The organism is Terrabacter tumescens (assembly GCF_014646815.1).
GTDB classification, from domain to species: Bacteria; Actinomycetota; Actinomycetes; order Actinomycetales; family Dermatophilaceae; genus Terrabacter; species Terrabacter tumescens.
Genome location: NZ_BMNZ01000016.1, coordinates 1 through 26,345, shown reverse-complemented (window position 1 = coordinate 26,345; position 26,345 = coordinate 1). Strand labels below are relative to the sequence as shown.

The following is a 26,345-nucleotide window of genomic DNA, read 5'->3' as shown; positions in this document are numbered from 1 at the left end:
GGCGCGCCCCACACCGTCCGAACCACCACCCCCACCGGACACACCTACACCTCACACGCCCCACCCCTGCTGCCGGGGCTGCTCCCCGAGCAGCCACGAGGACCCGCCGCACCAGACCACCTCAGCCCACTCGAACACGCCCTGAAACTCGCCCTCGCTGCCTGACGGGGTCAGAGGCGGGTGACCTGGCCGCCCTCGACGCGCCAGCGCTCGTCGAGCCTCACGTTCTCGAGCAGCCTCCGGTCGTGCGAGACGAGCAGCAGCGCCCCGTCGTAGGAGTCGAGCGCCTCCTCGAGCTGCTCGATCGCGGGCAGGTCGAGGTGGTTGGTCGGCTCGTCGAGCACGAGCAGGTTGACGCCGCGGGCCTGCAGCAGCGCCATCGCGGCCCGCGTGCGCTCGCCGGGTGACAGCCGCCCGACGGTGCTGCCGACCTGGTCGGCCTTGAGCCCGAACTTCGCGAGCAGCGTGCGCCGGTCGGCCGGCTCGAGGTCGGGCACGGCCTCGCCGAAGGCGTCCCCGAGCGTCAGGTCCTCGCGCAGGCCGGTGCGAGCCTGGTCGATCTCCCCCACCGCGACGCTCGCGCCCAGCGACGCGGTCCCCGAGGTCGGCTCGACCCGCCCCAGCAGCAGGGACAGTAGGGTCGTCTTGCCCGCGCCGTTGGGCCCGGTGATGCCGATGCGACGGCGCGCCTCGACCTGCAGCGACGCCGGCCCGAACGTCCACTCACCGCGGCGCACGACCGCCTCGTTGAGCGTCGCCACGACCGAGCTCGAGCGCGGCGCGGAGCCGATCGAGAACTGCAGCACCCACTCCTTGCGCGGCTCGACGACCTCGTCGAGCCGGGCGATCCGCGACTCCATCTGCCGCACCTTGCGGGCCTGCTTCTCGGACGACTCGACGCTCGCCGCGCGACGGTTCTTGTCGTTGTCCGGGTTCTTCTTCATGGCGTTGCGCACGCCCTTGGACGACCACTCCCGCTGCGTACGGGCCCGCGCCTCGAGGTCGGACTTCGTGCCGGCATACGCCTCGTAGGCCTCGCGCGCGTGGCGGCGGGCGACCTCACGCTCCTCGAGGTAGGACTCGTAGCCGCCGTCGTGGACCGAGACGGAGTTCTGCGCGAGGTCGAGCTCGACGATCCGGGTAACGCAGCGGGCGAGGAACTCGCGGTCGTGCGAGACGAGCACGACGCCGCCGCGCTGGCCGTGGACGAAGGCCTCGAGGCGGTCGAGGCCGGCGAGGTCGAGGTCGTTGGTCGGCTCGTCGAGCAGCACGATGTCGAAGCGGCTGAGCAGCAGCGCGGCGAGCGCCGCACGGGCGGCCTGACCACCCGAGAGCGAGGTCATGAGCGCGTCGGCGCCCACATCGAGACCGAGCTCCGCGAGCATCGGCGGGATGCGGTCGTCGAGGTCGGGCGCTCCGCTGGCCAGCCAGTGGTCGAGGGCGACGGCATACGCCTCGTCGGCCTTCGGGTCGTCGCCCCCGAGCGCGGCCGCGGCCTCCTCCATCGCGAGCGTCGCGGCAGTGGCGCCGGTGCGCCGGCCGACGTGGTCGGCGACCGTCTCGCCGGGGAGACGCTCGTGCTCCTGCGGCAGCCAGCCGACGAACGCGTCGGTCGGCGCGGTCGTCACCGTGCCGTCGAGCGGCAGGTCCGCGCCGGCGAGCAGGCGCAGCAGCGTCGACTTGCCCGCGCCGTTGGCGCCGACGACCCCGACGACGTCACCGGGGGCGACCGTGAGGTCGAGGTGCTCGAAGAGGGTCCGGTGGGCGTGGCCCCCGGCGAGGTCCTTGGCCACCAGGGTCGCGCTCACGGGCCCAAGCCTAGGGGCGCCCGGCGGGTGCCCCGTTCACACCGGGTGGACTACGACGACGTCGCCCTCGATGAGCTGGTCGACGCCCTCGGGCACCTCGACGAGGCAGTTCGCGGCCGCGAGCGCCGTAAGGTGCCGCGCATCGGGAGAGCTCACCGTGCCGTCGTCGTGCAGCACGCTCGTGACGAACTGGACGCGTCCCGTGCGGGTGCGCCGCGTCCTGCCCACGTATGCCGCGTGGCCGGGTCGCGCGCCCGGCTCGCCGTGGCGTCGGTCGAGGGCCGGACGGACGAGGACGTGGAAGGCGACGAAGGCACCGACGGGCGTCCCCGGCAGGCAGATGACCGGCGTCGAGCCGTAGCGGCCGAGCCCCTGGGGTCCGCCGGGCTGCATGGCGAGGTGCACGAAGGCGAAGGACGCCAGGGGCTCGCAGACCTGCCGGACGACCTCGTAGGCACCGGCGCTGACACCCCCAGTCGTGACGACGAGGTCGACCTCCGGGTCGGTGTCGAGCACGTCGAGCAAGGCGCGCAGCTCGTCGGGCTCGTCGGAGCACACCTCGACCCGGCGCACCTCGCACCCGGCGGCCTCGGCCAGGGCGGCGACCATGTCGGAGTTGGACTCGTGGATGCCGCCGGCACCCGGGTCGGCGTCGGGCGGGGCGAGCTCGGCCCCGGTGGCGATGACGGCGACGCGCGTGGGCACGTGGACCTCGACGGTGGTGCATCCGGCAGAGCGGCCGAGGGCGATGAGGGCCGGGGTCACCGTGGACCCGGCGGTAGCGATGACCGTGCCGGCCGTGACGTCCTCGCCGCGACGGCGCACGTGCTGCCCCGGGGCCGGCTCGACCCCGAGGGTCACCCGGGACGGCGCCGGTCCGGTCGGGCTCGCGTCGGTGCGCTCGACGGGGACGACGGCAACGGCTCCCTCCGGCACGCGCGCCCCGGTCATGATGCGAGCCGCCTCCCCGGGGCGCAGCGCGAATCCGGGGGCCGACCCGGCGGGCACGTCCCCGACCACGGGATAGCTGAGCTGGTCCGGCATGCCGGGGCACACGGCATACCCGTCCATGGCGGAGGCGTCGAAGCGCGGGAGGTCGTCGGCGGCGACGAGGTCGGCGGCGATCCGGCGCCCGGCGGCGTGGCGGTCGAGCGTGACGGGCTCGGCCGTGCCGGCACCGAGCAGCTCCTCGACGGCGGCACGGTGCTCTACGACGGACACGTGACCCATGCGCGCCAGTCTGTCGCATCGTCCCGCCGGTACGTTGGCGGGCATGGTGCACGAGGCGCACGGCTTCCGGCTCGACGGCATGCTGCTCGGCGTCGCGACCGCCGCAACGCAGGTCGAGGGCGGCGACGTCGAGAGCAACTGGAGCGACTGGGCCGACCGACCGGGCACGATCGCCGACGGCTCCACGCCGCGACGCGCGACCGACCACTGGCGGCGGTGGCGCGAGGACACCGAGCTGATGGCCTCGCTCGGCGTGCAGGTCTACCGGATGAGCGTCGACTGGGCGCGGCTCGAGCCGAGGCACGGTGCCTGGGACGACGCGGCCTTCGCTCGCTACCGCGAGGAGCTGACCCTGCTCCGCGACAAGGGCATCCGGCCGCTCGTGACACTGCACCACTTCAGTCACCCGTCGTGGTTCGAGCGGGACGGCGGCTGGCTCGCGCCGGGCGCCCTGTGGGTGTGGGAGCGCTTCGTCAGCGAGGTCGTGACGCGGCTGGGCGACCTCGTCGCGGAGTGGGTGACGATCAACGAGCCCAACGTCTACGTCACCGGCGGACACGTCTTCGGCGACTTCCCGCCCGGCCACCGCAGCCTGCGCGAGGGGATGCGCGTCTACAGCGTGCTCGCGGCCGCCCACATCCGCGCGTACGCCCTCATCCATGCCCTGCGACCCGCGCCAGACACGATGGTCGGGGTCGCCCACCACCTGCGGACCTTCCGGCCGGGCAACCCACGCAACCCGAAGCACCAGGCGCTGACCCGGGTGATGCGCCACCTCTTCCAGGACGCGATCGTGCGGGCCATGACGACCGGTGAGTTCGCCACGCCGCTGCGCAGGCGTGCAGGCATCGAATCCGGTTGCTACGCCGACTTCTTCGGGCTCAACTACTACTCCCGCACGACCGTCACGCGCTTCGACGACGGGACGCCGCCCGGCGTCCCCGTCAACGACCTCGGCTGGGAGGTGTATCCCGCGGGGCTGGGTGAGACCGCACGCTGGGCCTGGGAGACCTACCGCCTGCCCGTCTGGGTCACCGAGAACGGCACGTGCGACGCGGCCGACGCCTTCCGGTCCCGCTACCTGTGGGACCACCTGTGGGTGCTGAGCGAGGTTCGGGCGCAGGGGGTTCCGGTCGAGCGCTACTACCACTGGTGCTTCGTCGACAACTGGGAGTGGGCCGAGGGCGAGCAGCCCCGCTTCGGTCTCGTCGCCCTGGACTACGAGACCCAGGAGCGCACGGTCCGCGACTCCGGCCGCTTCTTCGCCGAGGTCATCCGCGAGGGCGGGACGACTCCCGAGATGTTCGCTAGCCACGTTGCAGGACAGTCCTATCCGGTGAGCACGACCGAGGGCCATCACCGCTGAGCGATCTCGGCCAGATCTCCCCGACGGCCTCCGGGCCCCCGGCGAGCGCTGACGCAGACCACGAGCACGGGCCGACGTTGGAAGCCGCCCCGCCCCGGCTGGGACGGGGCGGTTACCAGGCCGGCGCTCTGCTCACCCCTCCGGAGCGGAGCAGCTGCCCTTGTCCCACGTGAAGCCGGAACCGGACGACCAGTGGCTGACGATCTGCACCTTGACGTTGCCGCCCGAGGTGATGTCGTGCAGCACCCAGTGCTCGGTGTCGGTGAAGACGAGCGGCGTGCCCGTGCCGTCGACCTTGCCGCCGAACCACGAGGCGCCCGAGACCGTGTAGAGGTCGCCGTTGGAGCCCTGGAGCGTGACGCCGCTCGTGTTGACGGTCCCCGTCTCGTGGAACACGCCCTGACCATCGACGTTCCAGTGGTCGACCATCTTGACCGTGCCGGTGAGCGCGGTGATGTCGCCCGTGGGCGCTGCGCACTCGAAGACCGCGCCGGCGGCAGGGAACGACTGGTGCTCGGTCCCTCCGTTGGCGGGGGCGGCGCCGGCCGAGACGGCAGCCCCCATGGTCAATCCGATGGTGCCCAGTGCGGTGATGCCGGCCCTGACGGCACGGCTGTGCAGTGAACGCATGTGTCCCCTTCTCCCCTTGTTGACCAGCCGGCGCAAGGCCCCCGAGGTCGGCGGGTGGCACCGATCGGCGCCACGTTCCAAGGTGCTCCGGGGCGGGCCGTCAGAGACGAAAAAGGCTGAACTGTCAGCGAACTCGGAGGCAGGCGCGCCTTCCTGAGTCCACGCTGCACGCAAAGGCGACATTCATGGCGTCGCGTTGAGGGGGCTGCGGCGACGGCGTCACCCCGCCGACCTCAGCACTCGATGACGTTGACGGCGAGGCCGCCTCGCGCGGTCTCCTTGTACTTCACCTTCATGTCGCGGCCGGTCTCGCGCATCGTCTTGATGACCTTGTCGAGACTGACGACGTGCGAGCCGTCGCCACGCAGGGCGGTGCGCGCCGCCGTGATGGCCTTGACCGAGGCGATGGCGTTGCGCTCGATGCACGGGATCTGGACCAGGCCGCCGACGGGGTCGCAGGTGAGGCCGAGGTTGTGCTCCATGCCGATCTCGGCGGCGTTCTCGACCTGCTCGGGCGTGCCGCCCATGACGGCGGCCATCGCGCCGGCCGCCATCGAGCAGGCCGAGCCGACCTCGCCCTGGCAGCCGACCTCGGCGCCGGAGATCGAGGCGGTCTCCTTGTAGATGACGCCGATGGCGCCGGCCGTCAGCAGGAAGCGGACGATGCCGTCGCGGTCGGCGCCGTTGACGAAGTTCGCGTAGTAGTGCAGCACCGCGGGGATGATCCCGGCTGCGCCGTTGGTCGGGGCGGTCACGACGCGGCCACCCGAGGCGTTCTCCTCGTTGACGGCGAGCGCGTAGAGGGTGATCCAGTCCATGCCACGCAGCGGGTCGTCGCTCGTGCCCTCGAGCTGCAGCCGGCGCGCGAGCTCGGGCGCGCGACGCCGCACCCGCAGGCCGCCCGGCAGCACGCCCTCCGTCGCGATGCCGTTGCGCACGCACTCCTTCATGACGCGCCAGATCTCGAGCAGGCCTTCTCGGACCTCCTGCTCGGTGCGCCACGACAGCTCGTTCTCGAGCATGATCCGCGCGATGGACTTGCCGGTCTCCTTGCAGTGCGCGAGCAGCTCGTCGCCGGTCCGGAACGGGTGCGCGACCGGCGTCGAGTCCTCGACGATCTTCGTCGAGCCGTCGGCGTCCTCGCCGACGACGAAACCGCCGCCGACGGAGTAGTACGTGTGCTCGGCGACCGTCGCACCCGCGGCGTCGACTGCCGTGAACGTCATGCCGTTGGGGTGCAGCGGCAGCGTCTTGCGCCGGTGCAGCGTCAGGTCCTCGAGCTCGATGAAGTCGATCTCGTGCTCGCCGAGCAGGGCGAGCCTCTTGGTCGCTCGGATCTCGGCGAGCCGGCCCTCGACGGCACGCGGGTCGCACAGCTCGGGCCGCTCGCCGGTGAGGCCGAGCAGCACGGCCTTGTCGCTGCCGTGCCCGTGGCCGGTGGCGCCGAGCGAGCCGAAGAGCTGCGAGCGCACCCGCGCGACCTGGCCCAGCGTGCCCTCGTCGCGCAGCCGCTCGGCGAAGAGCGCCGCCGCCCGCATGGGGCCGACGGTGTGCGAGCTCGACGGCCCGATGCCGATCGAGAAGAGGTCGAAAACGCTGAGCGCCATGGTGTCCTGACTTCGTGTCGTCGTTGACGGCTGCCGCCCGGGGTGGTGGACGACCGCCTGAGCCTACGTCTGACGGGCCCTCGCACGCACGTGCGTGGGGGTGACCGGCCGAGCGCAGGCCGCGACGGGCACCTACAGTCGGGGCGTGCCCCAGGTCAGCGCTGATGTCCACGTCCCGCTCGCCCCTCCGGTCGCCCGCGCCCTGGCGGCCACGGTCGGCGGGCCGGCGCTGCGACTGCCCGTCCACGTGCGGCCCGAGCCGCTGACCTGGCGCTTCGACGCTGAAGAGGATGGGACGCTCGTCGTGCTGACCCTGGCGTATGCCGTGTCGCCGGGCTGGGTGCGCCCGATCACGCACGAGGTCACCCAGTGGTCGCTGGCCAGGCAGCTGCGCGGCCACCTGGAGAAAATCACGGCGGCAGCCGCCGACCCGGCCCGGGCCGAGCTCGCCCGCACCGGCGCCAGCAAGGACACCAACACCGGCACCGGGGGAGCCTGAGGTGCAGCAGCCGCGCTGGGTCGACGCCGCGACAGTGCGCCGGTCCCTCTCCCCCGACCGGGCCCGGCGACTCATCCGGCGCGAGCTCGCCGACGGTCTCGACCCGGCCGCGGACCCAGCTCGCCTGGCCGTCCCGGCGGGCGACGGGCAGCTGCTCGTCATGCCGTCGACCAACCGCCGCGCTGCCGGCGTCAAGGTGCTCTCGGTCGCGCCGGGCAACCCGGCGCGGGGGCTGGACCGCATCCAGGCCGTCTACGTCCTGCTCGACGCCGACACCCTGACGCCCTCGGTGCTCGTCGACGGCACGGCCGTCACGTCGCTGCGCACCCCGGCCGTGTCGGCGGTCGCCATCGAGGCCTTGGCTCCGGCCGAGGTCGAGTCCGCGGTGATCTTCGGGAGCGGGCCGCAGGCGCTCGGTCACGCGGAGGCGCTGCTCGCCATCCGGCATACGTCATCGGTGACGGTCGTCGGCCGGCGCGCGGAGGCCGCTCGCTCGACGGCCCAGCGGATCTCGGGACTCGCCTCGACGCACCGGCTCACCGCACGCGCGCTGACGGTCGACGACCCGCAGGTCGAGGCCGCGGTCCGCGAGGCGCAGGTCGTCGTCACCGCGACCTCGGCCGCGACCCCGGTGCTGGGCGACGACTGGGTCGCCGACGGCGCGTGCGTCGTCGCCATCGGGTCGCACGAGCCGCACCGGCGCGAGCTCGGGTCGGCGCTGCTCGGCCGCTCGCTCGTCGTCGTCGAGGACCTCGGCACCGCGCACCGCGAGGCCGGCGACGTCATCCTCGCGGCCGCTCAGGGCGCGCTGGACTGGGACGACGTGCGCACGCTGCAGGACGTCGTGCTCGGCCGGGTCGCGCGGGCGACCGACCGGCCCAACGTCTTCAAGAGCGTCGGGATGGCGTGGCAGGACCTCGTCATCGCCGAGCAGCTCGCCCGCCCCTGACTCGAGTGGCCCCGTCGTCACACGCTGGAGCCATCCCTCCACGTCGAGTGGCCCCGTCGTCACACGCTCAGGTGTGACGACGGGGCCACTCGACTTGGGGTCGGCGGGTCAGGCGGGGGTGGCGGCCACGACGTCGTCGATGGGCTGGAAGCCGTCGTTGAAGGCGATGACGCGCTGCGCCGTGGACTCCGGGTGCGCGACGACCGAGCGGATGACGTGGGCGACGTTGTCGCGCGACACCTCGCCGGCCTCGACGCCCTCGCCCGCCGCGATGTGGCCGGTCGCAGGGCCCAACGTCAGGCTGCTCGGGCGCAGGATCGTCCACGCGAGGTCGGTCGTCTTGAGGTGCTCGTCGGCGGCGGCCTTGGCCTCGGCGTACGCGTAGAAGCCGTTGTCCTCGGGCACGCCGTGGTCGGGTCCGGCGCCGAAGTAGCTCACCATGACGTAGCGCCCGACACCTGCCTGGGCTGCAGCGTCCATCGAGCGGATCGCGGCGTCGCGGTCGACGGCATACGTCCGCTCGGGGCTGCCGCCGCCGGCGCCGGCCGACCACACGAGCACGTCGCTGCCGCGCACGAGGTCGGCGATCTGCTCGGCCGAGCTGTTCTCGATGTCGAGGACGGCTGCCGTCGCGCCGGTGGACTCGACGTCGGCCACGTGGTCGGGGTTGCGCACGACGGAGGTGACCTCGTGCCCGTCGGCGACGAGCAGCGGGGCGGCGAGCAGGGCGACCTTGCCGTGGCCGCCGATGAGCGTGATGCGGGACATGACTCTCCTCGGGTTGGGGTCGTGGGTCTCCTGGGTCCAACACGCGACACCGACGAGGTATGCCGCAGGCCCGGTCGTGCGCGACGACCGGGCCTGCGACGTGGGGCTGGGTCAGCTGCTGCTGCCGCGGCCGATGAGCCAGCCGATGACGACACCGATCGCGGCGGCCGCTGCGTAACCGGCGTACCGCTGGATGAGCACGGGCATGACGGCCGAGCCGAGGTCGAGCGGGGCGTCCTCCTCGACGTCGGCCGGGACCCGGCGAGGCGGGTGCGCGTGGTGCGCCGCGGGCGCTGCTGCTGCACCGGGGGCCGCCGAGGTCGCCCCGGTGGCGGCCTTGCCGGTGTCGGCGGCGAGCGCGTCGGAGGCCGTCTCGACGTAGCCGTTGGACGACCCCACGGCAGCGGCGGCCGGGGCCGGCGCTGCCGCCTCGCCCTCCGCCCCAGCACCCGTCTCAGGACCGGCCAGCTGCTTCTCGATGCAGGCGACGAACGCCTGGAGCAGCTTGTCCGACACGTCCTGCATGACGCCCCGGCCGAACTGGGCCGGTTTGCCCGTGACGGCGAGGTCGGTGATGACGTCGGCGCGGGCCCCGGTGCCGTCGGGACTCAGCGTGATCGTCACCGTCGCCCCGGCGGTGCCGTTGCCGCGCTTGTCCTTGCCCTTGGCCTCGATGACGGCGTGCTTGGTGGCGTCGTCACGCTCGACGAACGAGCCCGACCCGGCGTAGACGAGCGCGATCGGACCGAGCTTGACCTTGACGGTCCCGGAGAAGCCGTCGTCGGTCACCTCCGTCACCGTCGCGCCGGGGAAGCAGCCGCCGACCCGCTCGAGGTCCATGAACAGGGCCCACGCGTCGTCAACCGAGGTCGGCACGGTGAAGGAGTGCGTCAGCTCCATCCGGGCTTCACGCTCCTGCCGCGGCGAGGACCGCGCGCCGCGTCAGCACCGTGGCGAGGTGCTTGCGGTAGTCGGCGTCGCCGTTGAGGTCGGAGGGCGGGTTGGTGCCCTCGGCCACGGACGCGACGGCTGCGCGGACGGCCTCGTCGGTCGCGGGCTGCCCGACGAGGGCCTCCTCGACCGCCTTGGCGCGCAACGGCGTCGAGCCCATGTTGGTCAGGCCGACGCGGGCCTCGGCGATGGAGCCGCCCTCGCTGCGGACCGTGGCCGCGACCCCGACGATCGACCACTGGTGGCTGACGCGCACGAACTTCTCGTAGTGCGCGCCCCAGCCGGTGTGCTTCGGGATGCGGATCTGGGTCAGCAGCTCACCCTCGCCGACGGCGGTCGTGAAGAGGTCCTCGAAGAAGTCCTCGGCCGCGACGGTGCGCGTCGAGCCACCCGAGCCCGCGATGACGAGCTCGGCCCCGAGCGCGAGCGCCGGGGCGCCGACGTCACCGGCCGGGTCGGCGTGCACGAGAGCGCCGCCCACCGTGCCGCGGTGGCGGATCTGCGGGTCCGCGACGGTCGCGATCGCCTTGGACAGCAGGGCCGCGTGCGTCGACACGGCCTCGGAGGCGAGCACGGCGGCATACGTCGTCATGGCTCCGATGACCAGGTGGTCGCCGTCCTCGGTGACGCCCTGCAGCTCGGGGATGCGGCCGAGGTCGATGACGACACCCGGCGCGTTGAGCCGCATGCGCAGGATCGGCAGGAGCGACTGGCCGCCGGCGAGCACCTTGGCCTCGTCGCCGTGCTCGGCGAGCGCCGCGACGGCCTCCTCGACCGAGCCGGGTGCGACGTAGTCGAACTGTGCGGGGATCATGCCTGGCTCCCTTCGCTCGCGGCACCGGGATCCTGGTTGGGGACGCCCTCGTCGAAGTGCGGCTGCGCGTCGCGCTCGCCCTCTCCGGGCACCGACCGGCCCTTCTCGATGGCCTTCCACACCCGCTCGGGCGTGCACGGCATGAGGATGTCGTTGACGCCGAACTGGCGCACCGCGTCGACGATGGCGTTGACGACCGCCGGGGTCGAGGCGATGCAGCCCGCCTCGCCGACTCCCTTGGTGCCCAAGGAGTTGTAGGTCGACGGCGAGACCGTGTGGTCGGTGACGAAGCTGATCGTGTCGGCCGACGTCGGCAGGGTGTAGTCGACGAACGAGCCGGTCACGAGCGTGCCCTGCTCGTCGTACTCCGCACCCTCCCAGAGCGCCTGCGCGATGCCCTGGACGAGACCGCCGTGGACCTGGCCCTCGACGATGAGCGGGTTGATGATCGTGCCGATGTCGTCGACGCAGACGTACTTGCGCATCTTCGTGGCCCCGGTCTCGGTGTCGACCTCCATGGCGCACAGGTGCGTGCCGTGGGGGAAGGAGAAGTTGTCGGGGTCGAAGGTGGCGTCGGCGTCGATCGAGGGCTCGACGCCGTCGGGCAGGTTGTGGCCCGTCCACGTGGCGATGGCGACCTCGGGCATCGAGATGCCCTTGTCGGTGCCCTTGACGCCGAACGTGCCGGCCGAGAACTCGATGTCGTCGACGCTCGCCTCGAGCAGGTGAGCGGCGACGACCTTGGCCTTCTCGATCACCTTGTCGGCGGCGCGGACGACCGCCTCGCCACCCACGACGAGCGAGCGCGACCCGTAGGTGTCCATGCCCTTGGGCGCGATCTGGGTGTCGCCGTGCAGCACCTCGACGCTCTCGAAGGGCACGCCGAGCTTGTCGGCGACGATCTGACTCCACGCCGTCTCGTGGCCCTGGCCGTGCGGCGAGACGCCGGTGATGACCTCGACCGTGCCGGTGGCGAGCATGCGGATGCTGGCGCTCTCCCAGCCGCCGGCACCGTAGTTCAGGGCGCCGAGGATGCGGGACGGTGCGAGGCCGCACATCTCGGTGAACGTCGAGATGCCGATGCCGAGCTGGACCGGGTCGTTGCTCTCCCGGCGGCGCTTCTGCTCCGCCCGCAGCTCGTCGTAGCCGAAGAGCTCCTTGGCCTTCTCGGTCGCCGCCTCGTAGTTGCCGGAGTCGTAGGTCATGCCGGCGACCGTGGTGAACGGGAACTCGTCGTGGGTGATCCAGTTCTTCTCGCGGATCTCCATCGGGTCGACCCCGACCTCGGCCGCGAGCTCGTCCATGAGCCGCTCGATGGCATACGTCGCCTCGGGCCGTCCGGCGCCGCGGTAGGCGTCGACCCACGTCTTGTTCGTGTAGTAGTTCGTGAGGTTGAACTGGTAGGCGTCGAACTTGTAGATCGAGTTGAACATCCACGCGCCGAGCACCGGCACGCCGCCGCCGACGAGGGCGGCATACGCCCCGAGGTCGGCCATGAGGTCGACCTTGAGCGCGGTGACCCGGCCGTCCTTCTCGGCGGCGAGGGTCAGCTTCTGCCACTGGTCGCGACCGTGGTGGCCGCTCACCATCGTCTCGGAGCGGGTCTCGGTGTACTTGACCGGCTTGCCGAGCTTGCGGGCCACGGCGAGCGTCGCGAACTCCTCGGGCGTCGTCTGCAGCTTGCCGCCGAATCCGCCGCCCACGTCGGGGGCGATGACGCGGATCTTCGACTCGGGCAGCCCGGTCGTCGCGGCGATGCAGAAGCGCAGCACGTGCGGCACCTGCGTCGCCGACCACATCGTCACCTGCTCGCCCGTGGGGTCGACCACGGTCGAGCGGGGCTCCATGAAGGCGGGGATGAGCCGCTGCTGGCGGTACTCGCGCTCGATGACGATGCCACTCTCGCGGGCCTTGGCGATGGCCTCCTCGACGTCACCGCCGGAGCCCTGGCCGGCCGAGTCGAGCTGCCACACGGCGCTCGTGTTGGTGCCGAGGTCGGGGTGCGCGAGCACCTCGTCCTTCGCTGCCTCCTTGAGGTCGAGGACCGCGGGCAGCTCGGCGTAGTCGACGTCGACGAGCTCGGCCGCGTCACGCGCGGCAGCCGCCGAGCGGGCCGCGACGACGGCGACGATCTCACCGGCGTGCGCGACGTGCGAGACGGCGACGGGCAGGTGGTCGGGCGTCTTCTGCTCGGCCGAGACCGGCCAGGCGGTGATGTTGACGCCCTGGATGTCCTTGAGGTCCTCACCGGTGAAGACACCGATGACGCCGGAGGCCGCCTTGGCCTCGGTCACGTCGATCGAGCTGATCGTCGCGTGTGCGAACGGGCTGCGCACCATGGCGAGGTGGAGCATGCCAGGCAGCTGGATGTTGTCGGTCCAGCGGGTGCGGCCCGTGATGAGGCGCTGGTCCTCCTTGCGACGGCGGGCCTTGCCGATCTCGGGTGAGGCGGCGTCGGCTGCGCGGTCCTCGGTGATCGTCATGACGACACCGCCTGCGAGCTCGAGCTGCTCATCGCGCCCGCCGCCTGCTGCACGGCCTTGACGATGTTGTGGTAGCCGGTGCAGCGGCAGAGGTTGCCCTCGAGACCCTCACGGATCTCCTGCTCGCTGGGGTCGGGGTTGTTCTTCAGCACGTCGCACGCCTGCATGATCATGCCGGGCGTGCAGTAGCCGCACTGGAGGGCGTGGCACTCGTGGAAGGCCTGCTGGACCGGGTGGAGCTCGCCGTTCTCGGCGAGCCCCTCGATCGTCGTCACCTCGTGGCCGTCCGCCTGGACGGCGAGGACGTTGCACGACTTCACGCTCGTCCCGTCGAGGTGCACGGTGCAGGCACCGCAGTTGCTCGTGTCGCACCCCACGACGGTGCCGGTCTTGCCCAGCCCTTCGCGGAGGTACTGGACCAGTAGGGTCCTGGGCTCGACCTCGTCGGAGTAGCTCACCCCGTCGACGGTCACATTGATACGGGTCATGCTGTCGGTCCTCCTGCCACACTGCAGTTGACATCGTTGACTTCCCCACGCGCAGTCTTACTCGCCGTCACCTGCTTCACAAGGGCAACAGGAAGAACCCTCCACATCCACAGCGGACGTCCGGGACACGACCCGCCGTGGGCTCCGCCTTTCGCGGCATACGTCCTTGCGACGAGACTGGGGAGCATGACTCTTCACGCCGACGACTACCAGGCAGCGCGCGACCGCTACGACTCGATGACCTACCGCCGCACCGGCCGTTCGGGCCTCGACCTGCCGGCCGTCTCGCTCGGCCTGTGGCACAACTTCGGCGACGACGTGCCGCTCGACCGCCAGCGCGCGACCCTGCGCCGCGCCTTCGACCTCGGCGTCACGCACTTCGACCTCGCCAACAACTACGGCCCGCCCTACGGCAGCGCCGAGCGCAACTTCGGCGCCATCTACGCGCAGGACTTCAAGCGCTACCGCGACGAGCTGATCCTCTCGACCAAGGCGGGCTACGACATGTGGCCGGGCCCGTACGGCCAGGGCGGCGGCAGCCGCAAGTACGTCCTGTCCTCGCTCGACCAGTCGCTGCAGCGGATGGGCGTCGACCACGTCGACATCTTCTACTCCCACCGCTTCGACGAGACGACGCCGCTCGAGGAGACGATGGGCGCGCTCGACACCGCCGTGCGCCAGGGCAAGGCGCTGTATGCCGGCATCTCGTCCTACTCGGGTCCGCGCACCCGCGAGGCCGTGCAGATCCTCCGCGATCTCGGCACGCCGCTGCTCATCCACCAGCCGAGCTACTCGATGCTCAACCGCTGGGTCGAGGAGGACCTGCTCGACGTGCTCGGCGAGGAGGGCGTCGGCTGCATCGCGTTCAGCCCGCTCGCGCAGGGCATGCTCACCGACAAGTACCTCAACGGGGTCCCGGAGGGCTCGCGCGCGTCGCAGGACAAGTCCCTGTCGACCGACCTGCTGACCGAGCAGAACCTGACGCACATCCGCGCGCTCAACGAGATGGCGAAGCAGCGCGGCCAGTCGCTCGCGCAGATGGCGCTCGCGTGGATCCTGCGCGACCAGCGCGTCACGTCGGTGCTCATCGGCGCCTCGTCGGTGGGCCAGCTCGAGAACAGCCTCGGCTCGCTCGACAACCTCGACTTCTCGCAGGAGGAGCTCGACACGATCGACCAGCACGCCGTCGAGGGCGGCATCAACCTCTGGAAGACCTCCAGCGCCCACTGAGCGGTCGCCGGCCGGTTCGTCACCGAACCACCCGAGGACGTATGCCGTGTCGCCCGCTCGGCGACACGACACACGTCGCGCTCAGGCGTGGGCCAGTGAGTCCTTGACCCGCGTCAGCGCGGGCCGGTGGTCAGGGAGCGAGACCGACAGCAGGTCGTCGAGCACGGCGGACAGGCGCTGCGGCACCTGCACGGAGTCCCGGCCGTAGTGGATGATCTCCTCGGTCGCGAGGTCGACGAGGTCGCCGACCTCCTGCGGCCGCAGCACGACCCGCACGGCGCCCTCGGCGTCGGCGGCGTAGCGGGAGCCGGTGCGGCGCGTGACGAGCAGCCGCAGGATCCGGTGCAGCTCGTCCACCGCCTGCACGGCCGTGGTCGGGTCGTTGACGCCCGGGGAGAGCGCGCGCTCGGCGATGTCGACGAGCTGGCGGATGCCGAATCCGAGGTCCTGACGCATCGTGCGCTCCGTCTCGAGGAGGACGCAGTCACGCAGACGATCGGCTCGGGCGTCGTCGAGTTCGGGCCGGCCCCACACCGTCACGAGCGGCATGTGCTCGGCGAGGAAGTCCCCGACGCCCACCTCGACGGTCGCCACGACGTCGAGGTCGCGGGCCACCTCGGTCAGCCGCTCGACGTCGATCTCGGTCACGACGCCGTGCCGGTCCCCGGAGGTCACCGCGGCTCTGGGCGTGCCGACCTCCGGCGACCACGTCGCCGTCGGTGCGGGCGCCCCTTCGGGGTAGAGGTCGTCGGCGAGCGCGACGGCCCGGTCGCCGATGCCGGAGATGACGCTCGAGACCTGGATCGAGACGGTGATGTGGTGGATGAACGCGATGAAGCAGCCCATCGAGGCGATGACGAGCAGGAAGGCGGTCGTCACCGACAGCTGCGGCACGAACGCGTCGATGTCGCTGCCGCCGCGCACCGAGCGCAGCACGGTGAGCGAGAAGACGAACGAGGCGATGAAGACGCCGAGCGTGACCTGGGTGGTCCGCTGGGCGAGGAAGTCGCCGAGGATGCGCGGCGTGAACTGGCTGCTGGCCAGCTGCAGGACCACCATCGTGATGGAGAAGACGAGGCCGGTCACCGAGATCATCGCGGTGGCGATGGTGCTCAGCAGGCCGCGCGCGCTGTCGGCGCCGCCCTGGAAGAGGTAGGGCACGTGCTGCGACAGACCCCGGTCCAGCAGGGGCAGCACGACGCCGGCCGCGATGGCGGCGAGGCCGATGGCCAGCGGCAGCGCCCAGAACGGCCGCCAGACCCGCTGCCAGGGCGTCAGGTGGTGCGGGGAGGCCATGGCCCATCCTCACACGCGAGCCGACGCGGGCCGGGGACGTCCCCGGGGACGCCACCGGCCGGCATACGACCCCGTCAGGTGCGCGGCAGGACGGTGAGCACCCGCTCGACGTGGTCGCGGAACTCCTGCATGAAGTCGGTGAGGAACTGCTTCATCGACTCGTCGGTGACCTCGCCGTCGTCGGTGATCGCGCCGGGCGCGAGGCGGATGTAGGCCTCGGGCGCCGTCATCTGGCGAGCGTTGCAGAAGCTGAGGACGCCCCGCAGGCTCTGCTGGGCGAGCGCCGTGCCGATCTGGCCGGGCGAGGCGCCGATGACGGCGGCCGGCACGTGGTTGAACGAGTTCTCGCCCCACGGGCGTGAGGCCCAGTCGATGGCGTTCTTCAGGGCGCCCGGGATGGAGCGGTTGTACTCCGGCGTCACGAAGAGGACGGCCGACGAGGCTGCGATCGCCTCCTTGAGCGCGCGCGGACCGGGCGGGTAGTCGGCGTCGAAGTCGGGGCTGTAGAGCGGGAGGTCGCCGATGGGGATCTCGGTGAACTCGAGGTCGGGCGGCGCCACCGCGATCAGCGCCTTGCTCAGGGTCCGGTTGATCGAGGTCGATGACAGGCTGCCCACGAAGTAGCCGACCTGGTACGTGCTCACGATGGTCCTCCTGGTCCGGGAGCGGGGGCCGCACCCTTCACCCCATCGTGGACCTCCGACCCGGGCTCGGCCAGACGTGCGGGCTCAGGTGCCCGGCTGCCAGCCGGGTCCGCGGACGACGTGCCCCCACCGGGCGCGCCACGTGCGGGCGGCGCGCACGTCGGCCCAGATCGAGGCGTACTCGTGGGTGGCGACGACGAGCGGGTTGTGGGTGCGCAGCTGCTTGGTCAGGCCGTAGACGACGCGCTCGCCCTCGGGCTCGAAGGAGCGGAAGAGCCGGTCCCAGATGATGAGGATGCCGCCGTAGTTGCGGTCGAGGTAGGCGTTGTTCATGCCGTGGTGCACGCGGTGGTGCGAGGGCGTGTTCATGACGTATTCGACCGGGCGCCAGAGCTTCCCGACGCGCTCGGTGTGCAGGAAGAACTGGTAGATGAGCGAGATCGACTGCTGGAGGAAGATCGCCCAGACGGGCACGCCGAGCAGGGCGAGTGGCGCCCAGAACGGGATGCCGCCGAAGGGCGTCCACGTCTGGCGCAGCGCGGTCGAGAAGTTGTAGCGCTGGCTCGAGTGGTGCACGACGTGGCTGGCCCAGAGGATGCGCACCTCGTGGTGGGCGCGGTGGTACCAGTAGTACGCGAGGTCCTCGGCGAAGAAGATGACGACCCACACCCACCACAGCGAGGCGTCGAGGCGAAGGGGCGTCACGGCATACAACGCGGCGTAGACGAGCAGCTGCAGGGCCTTGTAGAAGATCCCGATGCCGACGCTGCCGAGGCCCATGGTCAGGCTCGTGACGGTGTCGCGCACCTCGTAGCCGACCTCCTCGTCGTCGGGCGCGAACCACAGCGAGACGACCTCGATGACGATGAACGCGATGAAGAACGGGATTGCCGTCAGGATGATGTCGACCATCAGGCGCCCCGGGTCACCGGGTCCAGGGTGCGGCCGGAGTCGGTGAGCGACGCCCACACGTCGACGGCCTGGCTGAGGATCGCGTCGGCGAGGCGCGCGGCGAGCTCGGCGTCGCCGGCGGCGATGGCGGACGCGAGCGGCGCGTGCGGCAGCAGGTCGGCGCGGTCGGCGGCGAGGAGGGCATCCATGACGTCGGAGCCGCTGTCGATGGCCTGGACGAGCGAGTTGAGGGCGAGCCGGAAGGTGAGGTTGCCGCTCGCCTCGACCACCTCGAGCCAGAAGGCGCGGTCGGCGTCGGGGTGGTCGTCGAGGTCGTATGCCGCCGCTGCCGCCACGACGCGGTTGCGGGCCTCGCACGACGCGCGGGTCGCAGCGACGCGGGCCGCCTCGACGCCGATGCAGCGGCGCATCTCGAGGCCGTCGCGCAGGATCATCGGGTCCAGGCCCTCGCCGGAACGGGCGAGGTGGCCGAGCAGGTCGAGGCCGGCGGTGCTGCGAACGTCGAGGACCGTGGTGCCGCCGCCGTGGACGACCCGGACGAAGCCGGCCGTCTGCAGGCGCTGGAGGGCCTCGCGGACCGCGTGCCGGTTGACGGCGAAGGAGGCGGCGAGCTCGCGCTCGGGCGGCAGCGAGTCGCCGGGGGCGAAGCGTCCCGTGAGCACCGCGTCTCGCAGCTCGGAGAAGACCTGGTCGGACACGGACCGGCGGGTGACGGGGCTGAACCCGCTCTGGTCGTCGTTCTCACGCATGGTCACGAGGATGACACCGCCGGTCGGACTCATCAAGTGGTTGGACCAATTCGTGACCGGCCGGCGCGGGTAGCGTGGGCGCGTGCCCAGAGACCCCGCCCTCAGCGTCCTCAGCGTCCAGGAACGGCTCTACCCCAACCTCCCGTGCTTCGGCTGCGGACCGGGCAACGCCAAGGGGCTGCAGCTGCGGAGCTATCCGGTCGATGACGGGTCGTCCGACGGGGTCATGGCCTCGTTCACGCCGTGGCCCGAGCACGACAACGGCCTCGGCTACCTCAACGGCGGGATCATCGGCACCGTCCTCGACTGCCACAGCGCGGCGGCCGTCATGCTCGAGGCCGAGCGCCAGGGGTGGCCGCCGCTTCCCGGCGCCGACCTCGCCTACGTCACGGCGGGTCTCGACGTGCGCTACCTGCGGCCGGCGCCGCTGCTCGAGACGGTGGAGCTGCACGCGGTCGTCACCGAGGTGGACGAGCCGCAGATGACGGTCGCCGTGGAGCTGCGCTTCGACGGCAAGGTGCGTGCCGAGGCGACGGCCGTGTGGAAGCGCTGGCGCCCCCGCACCTGAGCGCGGGTGTGCCGCCTACCGAACGTCGCCTAGCCGCGCGTCGCCTAGCCGAACATTGCCTTGACGAAGTCGGCCGCGATCTTCGTGTGACCCGACCTGAGCGGGTGCAGGCAGTCGCTGCCGCCGACGAAGTCGCCGGCGCCCAGGGTGCCGAAGGTGTCGGCGACCTTGGCCCCGTTGGCTGCCGAGATCGAGCGGATGAGGTCGTTGAATCCGGCCGGCAGGGTGCCGAAGCCGGGAAGCGTGCCACCCTCGAGGAACCAGTCGGCGAAGACGCCGGCGGCCGGGTTCGCCTGTCCGATGGCGCAGTACGGCAGCGGGTTGTAGTAGGTCATGGTGATGATCGGGGTGCCCGGGCCGGCGGCCGCGCGCAGCTGGCCGAGGATCGCGGCGTAGTTCGTCGAGAACGACGCGAAGGCCGTGCCGATGGCGGCCGCGCACCCGCTCGGGACGGGCTGGAGGCAGGCCGAGGTCACGGGCCCGAAGATGTCGTTGCCGCCGACGGTGATGGTGACGACCTCGACGTCGTTGCGCGGGTTGGCGTCCCCGTTGCGCGCCTTGAGCATGGCGACGGCCTGGGGCAGCTGCTCGTCGATGACGATCTGCGTGGTGACGCCGGGCTTGGCGGGGTGGCCGTCCATGGCCGGGACGCCGGAGCGGGCCAGGTTGACGACCTGCAGGGCCTTGCAGCCGGTGCGGGCCTTGGTGCTGGCGGCGGGCAGGCAGTTGAGGCGGTCCTTGAGCACGGCGTCGAACTGGGCCACGTAGCCGTTGGCGCGCCAGCCGGCGACGGTCGTGGCGTAGTCGACGATCTCGGGGGCGGACGCCTGGCCGTTGGCGATCGAGTCGCCGAGGGCGAGGTAGACCGGCAGCCCCGGCACCGGGTCGACGCCGCCGGACTGCGCCTGCGCGGCCGGGGAGCCCAGTCCCGTCAGTCCCGTCACCAGCAGGGCCACGGCCCCGACGACCCACACCGGACGCTTCATGGCAGTTCCTCTCGTCGTGACCCCGAGCGCCTCACACGCTAGCCCCGCGTGGGCGCCCGGCGGCCCAGAACGACGCGGTCACTCCCCACGGCGCTGTCGTGGGCGGGATGGTCGTGATGGGCCGCACTCGACCCCCGTCACGCACTCGGGAGCTGCTCCCCAGAACGGAGCAGCTCCCGATGCGTCGTGCGGTCGGGTCAGAGCCCGAGCTTCCCGCCGAGGCCGCCGAGCAGCTCCTGCGGGTTGATGTTGAACTTGCTGAGCAGGTCGGAGTGCTGGTCGGTGTCGACCTGGTCGGGCAGCTCGTTCTGCGCCTGCTCGGCCTGCTGCTGGTCGCCGCGGTTGCGGAGAAGCTCGAGGATCTGCTGCTTGTCGATCTGCATGGTGGCCTCCTTGAGGGGGTGATGCGGACAGGAGGCCCCGTACCCCGCTGCGGGTGGCTGTGACACCGGGCGACGGACCGACTCGTCAGTGTCCGAGCGGGTTGTCGTGCGCGGGATGGTGGTGGTGGATCGGGCCCTCGGTCGCGGCGAGCCGCTCACCGGCGCCGCCCCAGCGCAGCGCGATGATCTCGGCGGCGATCGAGACGGCGGTCTCCTCGGGCGTGCGGGCGCCGAGGTCGAGCCCGATGGGCGAGCTCATCCGAGAGAGCTCGTCGTCGGTGAGGCCGGCCTCGCGGAGCCGGTCGAGCCGGTCCTCGTGGGTGCGGCGCGAGCCCATGGCACCGATGTAGGCGACGTCGGGCAGGCGCAGCGCGACCTCGAGCAGCGGCACGTCGAACTTCGGGTCGTGGGTGAGCACCGCGATGACGGTGCGGCTGTCGATGCGGCCCTCGTCGACCTCGTGCTGGAGGTAGTCGTGCGGCCACTTGACGACGACCTCGTCGGCGCCGGGGAAGCGCGTCTTCGTGGCGAAGACGGGGCGGGCGTCGCAGACGGTGACGTAGTAGCCGAGGAAGCTGCCGACCCGGGCCACCGCGGCGGCGAAGTCGATGGCGCCGAAGACGAGCATGCGCGGTTTGGGCGCGTGCGCGGCGACGAAGACGCGCATGCCCTCACCACGCCGCTCGCCGTCGGGGCCGTAGGTGAGGATCGCCGAGCGGCCTTGCTCGAGAAGCCCTCTCGCGTCGTCACGGACGGCGTCGTCCGCGCGTCCACTGCCGAGCGAGCCGAGCACCGAGGTCTCGTCGTCGTCGCCGTCGCCCTCGGGGTGCACGACGACGCGTCGCCCGACCCACGTCGGCTCGGGGTGCTCGATGACGGTGACGACGGCGACGGGCCGGCCGGCCGCGATGTCGGCGGCGACGTCGCCGAGCTCGGGGAACGTCTCGCGTGAGACCTTCTCGACGAAGACGTCGAGGATGCCCCCGCAGGTCAGGCCCACGGCATACGCGTCGTCGTCGCTGACGCCGTAGCGCTGGAGCACGGGGTGGCCGGACTCGACGACTTCCTGGGCCAGCTCGTAGACGGCGCCCTCGACGCACCCGCCGGAGACGGAGCCGACGGCCTCGCCGCCGGGGCCGACGAGCATCGACGCACCGGCCTGACGCGGCGCCGAGCGCCACGTGCCCACGACGGTGCCGACGCCGACGGTCTCGCCGGCCGACCACCACTGCATCAGCTCGTCCACCACCTCACGCACGGGCCACCACCTCGATCAGCTCCTCGAACGCCGCGAGCGAGTGCCCTGCGACGAAGTCGTCGATGTGCGGCAGCGCCGCGACGATCCCCTGCTGCACCGGCGCGTAGCCGGCCTTGCCGCGGTGCGGGTTGGCCCACACGACGCGGTGCGAGAGGGCGGCGAGACGGCGCATCTGCTCGCCGAGCACCTCGGGCCCCTCGCGCTCCCAGCCGTCGGAGAAGACGACGACGACCGACCCGCGGGCCATGCCGCGCCGGCCCCAGCGGTCGAGGAAGGCACCGATGGCCTCGCCGAGGCGAGTGCCGCCCGACCAGTCGGGGACGACGCGTCCGGCGGCGGCGAGCGCCCGGTCGGGGTCGCGCTCGGTGAGCGCGCGGGTCACGTGGGTCAGGCGGGTGCCCATGGTGAAGACCTCGACGTGAGGCACCGTGCGCACGAAGACGTGGGCGAGGCGGAGGAGGCTGTCGGCATACGGGCTCATGGATCCGGAGACGTCGATGAGCAGGACGATGCGGCGCGGGCGGGTGCCGCGGCGGCGGTGGTGGATACGGCCGGGCTCGCCCATGCGGCGCAGCTGCTCGCGGAGGGTGGCGGGGCCGTCGATGGCGCCGCTGCGCCCGCGGACGTGCCGGCGGGCGCGGCGCAGCGGTGAGCGCGGGTCGAGGCTCGCGAAGATCCTTGCGGCAGCAGCACGGTCGGCCGCGCTGAGGGTCGCGACGTCGCGGTGGCGCAGCACCTCCTGCGCGCTCGCGCGGGCCTGAGCGCTCTCGGAGTCGCCGTCGCCGGCCTCACCCTCGCCGCTGTCGAGCGGCGCCTGGCTCACGGGCGGACGCTGGACGTCGACGTTGCGCCCCTTGGGCACGTCCTCGCCGCCGAACCACCGCTCGAAGAGCTCGTCGTATGCCGGGAAGTCCGCGGGCGTGGACGTCAGGGTCGCGCGGCCGGCCCAGTAGACACCCGAGCGCTCGCCCATGCCGACGGCGGCCGCGGCGACGAGGAAGGTGCGCTCGCGGTCGGCCGTGACGTTGACGCCGGCGGCGCGCAGGGCGCGGGCGAAGCCGAGGAGCAGCTCGTCGACGTCGGGCTCGGCGGGTCCGGCAGGTGGGGGCGCGGCGGTCAGGGTCATGCGGTGAGCAGCTTGTCGAGCGAGGCGCGGATCCTCTCGGAGTCCTCGCGGTACTTCAGGGCGGCGCCGAGAGTGGCGGCGGCGACCTCGGGATTCAGGCGCGTGGCGCCGACGGTCTCGAGGGCGCGGGCCCAGTCGAGGGTCTCGGCGACGCCCGGCGGCTTGATGAGCTCACCGCTCGTGCGCAGGCGCTGGACGAGGCTGACGACCTGCTCGGCGAGCGCGGCGCTGACCTCGGGCAGGCGGGTGCGCACGATCTCGAGCTCGCGGGCCAGGCCCGGGTGGTCGATCCAGTGGTAGAGGCAGCGGCGCTTGAGCGCGTCGTGCAGCTCGCGGGTGCGGTTGGAGGTGAGGATGACGATCGGCGGGGTCTTGGCAGCGATGGTGCCAAGCTCGGGGATCGTCACCTGCCAGGTGGAGAGGACCTCGAGGAGGAACGCCTCGAACTCGTCGTCGGCGCGGTCGATCTCGTCGATGAGCAGCACGCAGGGCGCCTCACGCAGAGCCTGGAGCACCGGGCGGGCGAGGAGGAAGCGCTCGTCGAAGAGCTCGGCCTCGAGCTGTTTGGGGTCGTGGTGCTCGTCGCGGCTGAGCGCCTCGACGGTGCGCAGGTGCAGGATCTGGCGCGGGAAGTCCCAGTCGTAGAGGGCCTGCGTCGCGTCGATCCCCTCGTAGCACTGGAGGCGGATGAGCTTGAGGTCGAGCGCCTGAGCGAGGCCCTCGGCGAGGGCGGTCTTGCCGGTGCCGGGCTCGCCCTCGAGCAGGATCGGCCGGTTCAGCCGGGTTGCGAGGAAGGCGATCGTCGCGAGTGCCTCGTCGGCGAGGTAGCCCGTGCCGCCCAGGGCGGTCGTGACGTCGTCGGCACTGTTGAACAGGTGATCCATCCCCTGAGCATCACTCATGAACCGGGGTTGTGGAAGCGGAGGGCCTCCTCAGCGAGACGTGTCGAGCTCTTCGCGGGTGTCGACGTCGCGGCCGGTCGCGAGATCGCCGCACTCGACGAGCTCGTGCGGGGTGGTGCGGAAGTAGTGGCGGGCACCATGGTCCCCGGTCGCCGAGGCGATGACCTGCTCCCAGTGGTCGCGCCCGATGAGCGCGGGGTGCCCGGGGACGCCGTCGTATGCCGCGCGGCGGAGCGTCGCTCGGAGCTCATGGTTGGTGGGGGCTGAGGTCTTGTGGAGCTCGACCGCGTGCTCGTCGGGGTCGGGGTGCGGCGAGTGGTCGTTGTCGACGTGACCCGGGGCGTCGAGCACGCGGGCGACGACCTCGGGCGTCAGGTCCGGCAGGTCGACGAGGGTGACGAGCACGGCGTCGACACAGCCCTCGCCCTCGTGGGTGGAGCGGGTGAGAGCCGTGAGGCCGGCGCGGAGCGAGGCGCCCATGCCCTCGTCCCAGTCCGGGCAGGGGACGACGTCCACGTCGCGCCCGAGCGCAGTGACGATCGCGGTGACCTCCTCGGCCGCGGCACCGACGACGACGGTGATCCCGGAGCACCCGCCGGCGTGCAGGAGCGAGACGGCACGCTCAACGAGCGTCGGCTCGTCCGGGTGTCGGCGAACGAGGGCCTTCGGCCCACCCATCCGTCGCCCGGCCCCCGCGGCCAGCACCAGCCCCCGCACATGCGCCGCCCGGCCGTGCACGGCAGCCGGGTGGGGCGCACCTTCCAGATCGCTCACAGTCGTGAACCTACCCGCGACGCATATGGCCTGCGCCTCAAAGCCCGCCCACGAACCCGTGTCATCCCGCCGCGAGTGCGGCCATGTCAGTCCGCCGCGTGACCTCACTCATATTGTCGGGTCGCAGTGCTCAGTTCACGCCCCACGTCACCGCGGAGCCATGCCGAAACTGGGCGGTGGTCGGCAACTGCCGGGCGCTTCACTTGGGGCGGTTGTGGCGGGAATCGGACGGGGTCGACGCCGCGTGTCGCTCTGTACCGTCGCGGCTGGCCCCGCGGATAGTGGTTGGCCGGGGGCGGGAAAGTTGCACCTCCTGACCGCGCGGTCGTCATACGGTTCCCTCATGTATCCGCCACCGTTCGGCAAAGATCTCACTGCAGAGCAGGCACGAGAACTGGATGACACCTACCTATCGTCCAACCCGTTCGAGTACTTCCGATCGCGAATTGCCTCGCTCATCGCCTGGCATGAACACAGCGCCAATTCTGCCGGGCTAGAATCCGCTGATGCTGTCGAAGGCAGCATCCGAGTCGAGTTCAACAACTTCCTGCAGCGGGCAGCCGCCGATGGCCCCTTTCGGGACGTCGATGTCCACGCGCAGGTTGCGGCCGACGCCCTTGCGATCCGTCATCACGCGGCCGAGTCGCTGCTTCGTCTCGCGGCAGCCCGCCTGGGCCCGGTCGCATCTGCGGCTGTTCCATGCCTTTGGGCGCAGGTCGCGGGTGGACCAGCTCAAATCTCCCAGGTGCTAGACCTGCTCGGTCAGGCGTCCCAAAGAGCCGACTCCGGAGATCGGCTCTTTCACGCCCTCGTGCCGCGGCACCTATGGGAGGCCACCCGCACTGACTCCAGGGCCGTCGATGCAGTGAACGTCTTCGGCGAGTGGATCACCTACGCAGCCACGCTCCTCAATCCGGGGGAGATCAACCTGCAAGCAGCCCACAACAAGGTCAAACATGGGCTCGCCGTTCACGCTCGAGGCGACATGCGGGTCACGTTCGTTGCCATGCCACCGAGTCAGGATGACACCGTCCCAGTCAGCGCCTTCACGGCTGACAACGCGATAGACATCTTCGATCAACCAGTGCTTGAGCTACTCGCTCAGGGACCGAAGGTTGATGGCCATCCGCAGGGACTCGAGCTGACGCAGCTCCGGCTCAAGCCATCGGCGCTCCTCGCCGACGCCTTCATGCTCGCGATGACCCACGGCGCCATGTTCCACGTCGCGTCGGTCCAACACTTCGAGGGGCGAGACGAACTCCGCACCGACCTTAGACCGCCCGATTATCCCGGACTCCCAAGTGGGGGACCCAGACCGGTACACATCGACGCGACCGCGCCGCTCGGGATGCGGTTCCCAATCACAACCCCGCCGGGAGGTGGCCTGGCAGAGCGGCAGGCAGGTATCGGCTACCGCACTTTCTTCCAACCGTTCAGCATTGACTACGACGGTCGAACGAAGGCCGTTGTTGTCGACGGGTGACGTAACCGCTCCACTCCTCCTCTGGCGATCACTTGTCCACTCCGACTGACTCGTTAGGTCTTGCCATTGAGCACCCGCCAGAGGACGCAGTCGTCCTGCCGATTGCGCACGTAGGCCCGGTGGTATCGGCTGAGCCAGCGCTAATCCCGGCCGTCGCTACTGAGATCGAGCAGCATAGGGAGAGACGCTCTGATATTGCCGGTCGTCCTCCCGGTCTAAAGCACTACTTGGATGCGTCATATCGGCTCCCTTCTGTTGTCAACCCGTGGCTTCGAGGTGGGTCTTCCGCGTGGTGGCAGTGCGGCGTAGCGTCGTTGATGCGGGTCCGGGAAGTGGCTGATCCGAAGCGCTGGCGAGCGGGTTAGAGCCGGCCGCGCTGGATAACTGAGACGCCCCGTAGTGCCCTCCCGGACCCGCGTCTCGTTCGACCACCTTGACCTC

The 26,345-nt window shown here is 71.4% G+C and carries 25 protein-coding genes; 6 read left to right on the top strand and 19 right to left on the bottom strand.

Annotated features, from left to right (window positions below):
• Positions 1 to 170 precede the first annotated feature (170 nt).
• Together IEY30_RS21650 and IEY30_RS21645 are read right to left on the bottom strand one after the other, a co-directional pair.
• Positions 171 to 1,808, bottom strand: coding sequence for an ABC-F family ATP-binding cassette domain-containing protein (locus tag IEY30_RS21650; RefSeq protein WP_030203930.1), 1,638 nt, complete (start codon positions 1,806 to 1,808; stop codon positions 171 to 173).
• Between the two features lie 36 nt (positions 1,809 to 1,844).
• Positions 1,845 to 3,038, bottom strand: a complete 1,194-nt coding sequence (locus IEY30_RS21645) for a molybdopterin molybdotransferase MoeA (protein WP_030203932.1) — start codon at positions 3,036 to 3,038, stop codon at positions 1,845 to 1,847.
• Between the two features lie 43 nt (positions 3,039 to 3,081).
• Here IEY30_RS21645 and IEY30_RS21640 point away from each other — a divergent pair, with 43 nt between their 5' ends.
• Positions 3,082 to 4,404: a glycoside hydrolase family 1 protein gene (locus IEY30_RS21640; RefSeq protein WP_043417505.1), complete on the top strand. Its 1,323-nt coding sequence runs from the start codon at positions 3,082 to 3,084 to the stop codon at positions 4,402 to 4,404.
• A gap of 132 nt (positions 4,405 to 4,536) precedes the next feature.
• Here the strand turns inward: IEY30_RS21640 and IEY30_RS21635 are convergent, their stop codons facing one another.
• On the bottom strand, positions 4,537 to 5,034 hold the full coding sequence (locus tag IEY30_RS21635) for a hypothetical protein (RefSeq protein WP_156035515.1): 498 nt from the start codon (positions 5,032 to 5,034) through the stop codon (positions 4,537 to 4,539).
• Between the two features lie 233 nt (positions 5,035 to 5,267).
• Entirely contained in the window at positions 5,268 to 6,641 is a 1,374-nt protein-coding gene (locus IEY30_RS21630) for an L-serine ammonia-lyase (RefSeq protein ID WP_030203940.1), read from the bottom strand.
• 145 nt (positions 6,642 to 6,786) lie between these two features.
• Between IEY30_RS21630 and IEY30_RS21625 the strand changes: the two genes are divergently transcribed.
• Complete coding sequence (locus IEY30_RS21625) at positions 6,787 to 7,140, top strand: hypothetical protein (RefSeq protein ID WP_156035516.1); 354 nt, start codon at positions 6,787 to 6,789, stop codon at positions 7,138 to 7,140.
• Position 7,141: 1 nt separating this feature from the next.
• Positions 7,142 to 8,089, top strand: a complete 948-nt coding sequence (locus IEY30_RS21620; RefSeq protein ID WP_030203946.1) for an ornithine cyclodeaminase family protein — start codon at positions 7,142 to 7,144, stop codon at positions 8,087 to 8,089.
• 108 nt (positions 8,090 to 8,197) lie between these two features.
• On the opposite strand, the gene IEY30_RS21615 is transcribed toward IEY30_RS21620, so the two are convergent.
• The 5 genes from IEY30_RS21615 to IEY30_RS21595 form a co-directional block, all read right to left on the bottom strand.
• Positions 8,198 to 8,857 (bottom strand): NAD(P)-dependent oxidoreductase, encoded by a 660-nt coding sequence (locus IEY30_RS21615; protein ID WP_030203947.1) that lies wholly within the window; start codon positions 8,855 to 8,857, stop codon positions 8,198 to 8,200.
• A 111-nt stretch (positions 8,858 to 8,968) separates the two neighbouring features.
• Complete coding sequence (locus IEY30_RS21610) at positions 8,969 to 9,757, bottom strand: SRPBCC family protein (protein ID WP_030203949.1); 789 nt, start codon at positions 9,755 to 9,757, stop codon at positions 8,969 to 8,971.
• 7 nt (positions 9,758 to 9,764) lie between these two features.
• The gene (locus tag IEY30_RS21605; protein WP_030203951.1) at positions 9,765 to 10,622 is read right to left on the bottom strand and encodes an FAD binding domain-containing protein; all 858 of its coding nucleotides are present in this window, start codon (positions 10,620 to 10,622) and stop codon (positions 9,765 to 9,767) included.
• A complete protein-coding gene (locus tag IEY30_RS21600; protein WP_030203953.1) occupies positions 10,619 to 13,105 on the bottom strand; it encodes a xanthine dehydrogenase family protein molybdopterin-binding subunit in 2,487 nt (828 codons plus the stop codon). Before IEY30_RS21600 ends, IEY30_RS21605 begins: the two co-directional genes overlap by 4 nt.
• Positions 13,102 to 13,593: a (2Fe-2S)-binding protein gene (locus IEY30_RS21595; RefSeq protein ID WP_030203956.1), complete on the bottom strand. Its 492-nt coding sequence runs from the start codon at positions 13,591 to 13,593 to the stop codon at positions 13,102 to 13,104. Before IEY30_RS21595 ends, IEY30_RS21600 begins: the two co-directional genes overlap by 4 nt.
• A 186-nt stretch (positions 13,594 to 13,779) precedes the next feature.
• Between IEY30_RS21595 and mgrA the strand changes: the two genes are divergently transcribed.
• Positions 13,780 to 14,823 (top strand): L-glyceraldehyde 3-phosphate reductase, encoded by a 1,044-nt coding sequence (mgrA, locus tag IEY30_RS21590; protein ID WP_030203959.1) that lies wholly within the window; start codon positions 13,780 to 13,782, stop codon positions 14,821 to 14,823.
• An 81-nt stretch (positions 14,824 to 14,904) separates the two neighbouring features.
• Here the strand turns inward: mgrA and IEY30_RS21585 are convergent, their stop codons facing one another.
• From IEY30_RS21585 to IEY30_RS21570, 4 genes are all read right to left on the bottom strand, one after another.
• Positions 14,905 to 16,119 carry a DUF2254 domain-containing protein gene (locus IEY30_RS21585; protein WP_052359113.1) on the bottom strand — a complete coding sequence of 405 codons (1,215 nt, stop codon included), beginning with the start codon at positions 16,117 to 16,119 and terminating at the stop codon, positions 14,905 to 14,907.
• A gap of 74 nt (positions 16,120 to 16,193) precedes the next feature.
• Complete coding sequence (locus tag IEY30_RS21580; RefSeq protein ID WP_030203965.1) at positions 16,194 to 16,763, bottom strand: NADPH-dependent FMN reductase; 570 nt, start codon at positions 16,761 to 16,763, stop codon at positions 16,194 to 16,196.
• Positions 16,764 to 16,847: 84 nt separating this feature from the next.
• On the bottom strand, positions 16,848 to 17,675 hold the full coding sequence (locus tag IEY30_RS21575; protein WP_030203968.1) for a sterol desaturase family protein: 828 nt from the start codon (positions 17,673 to 17,675) through the stop codon (positions 16,848 to 16,850).
• Positions 17,675 to 18,424, bottom strand: coding sequence for a FadR/GntR family transcriptional regulator (locus IEY30_RS21570; protein WP_030203971.1), 750 nt, complete (start codon positions 18,422 to 18,424; stop codon positions 17,675 to 17,677). The genes IEY30_RS21575 and IEY30_RS21570 overlap by 1 nt, the downstream gene beginning before the upstream one ends.
• An 82-nt stretch (positions 18,425 to 18,506) precedes the next feature.
• Between IEY30_RS21570 and IEY30_RS21565 the strand changes: the two genes are divergently transcribed.
• On the top strand, positions 18,507 to 18,992 hold the full coding sequence (locus tag IEY30_RS21565; RefSeq protein WP_030203975.1) for a PaaI family thioesterase: 486 nt from the start codon (positions 18,507 to 18,509) through the stop codon (positions 18,990 to 18,992).
• 44 nt (positions 18,993 to 19,036) lie between these two features.
• Here the strand turns inward: IEY30_RS21565 and IEY30_RS21560 are convergent, their stop codons facing one another.
• From IEY30_RS21560 to IEY30_RS21535, 6 genes are all read right to left on the bottom strand, one after another.
• Positions 19,037 to 19,978, bottom strand: a complete 942-nt coding sequence (locus IEY30_RS21560) for an SGNH/GDSL hydrolase family protein (RefSeq protein ID WP_030203977.1) — start codon at positions 19,976 to 19,978, stop codon at positions 19,037 to 19,039.
• 197 nt (positions 19,979 to 20,175) lie between these two features.
• The gene (locus IEY30_RS21555) at positions 20,176 to 20,361 is read right to left on the bottom strand and encodes a hypothetical protein (RefSeq protein ID WP_030203981.1); all 186 of its coding nucleotides are present in this window, start codon (positions 20,359 to 20,361) and stop codon (positions 20,176 to 20,178) included.
• A gap of 85 nt (positions 20,362 to 20,446) precedes the next feature.
• The gene (locus IEY30_RS21550) at positions 20,447 to 21,619 is read right to left on the bottom strand and encodes an XdhC family protein (RefSeq protein WP_043417508.1); all 1,173 of its coding nucleotides are present in this window, start codon (positions 21,617 to 21,619) and stop codon (positions 20,447 to 20,449) included.
• A complete protein-coding gene (locus IEY30_RS21545; protein WP_052359114.1) occupies positions 21,612 to 22,745 on the bottom strand; it encodes a vWA domain-containing protein in 1,134 nt (377 codons plus the stop codon). The genes IEY30_RS21550 and IEY30_RS21545 overlap by 8 nt, the downstream gene beginning before the upstream one ends.
• A complete protein-coding gene (locus IEY30_RS21540; protein ID WP_030203989.1) occupies positions 22,742 to 23,629 on the bottom strand; it encodes an AAA family ATPase in 888 nt (295 codons plus the stop codon). The genes IEY30_RS21545 and IEY30_RS21540 overlap by 4 nt, the downstream gene beginning before the upstream one ends.
• 48 nt (positions 23,630 to 23,677) lie before the next feature.
• Entirely contained in the window at positions 23,678 to 24,421 is a 744-nt protein-coding gene (locus IEY30_RS21535; RefSeq protein ID WP_229675144.1) for a nucleotidyltransferase family protein, read from the bottom strand.
• A gap of 343 nt (positions 24,422 to 24,764) precedes the next feature.
• Here IEY30_RS21535 and IEY30_RS21530 point away from each other — a divergent pair, with 343 nt between their 5' ends.
• On the top strand, positions 24,765 to 25,904 hold the full coding sequence (locus IEY30_RS21530; RefSeq protein WP_156035517.1) for a hypothetical protein: 1,140 nt from the start codon (positions 24,765 to 24,767) through the stop codon (positions 25,902 to 25,904).
• Positions 25,905 to 26,345 lie beyond the last annotated feature (441 nt).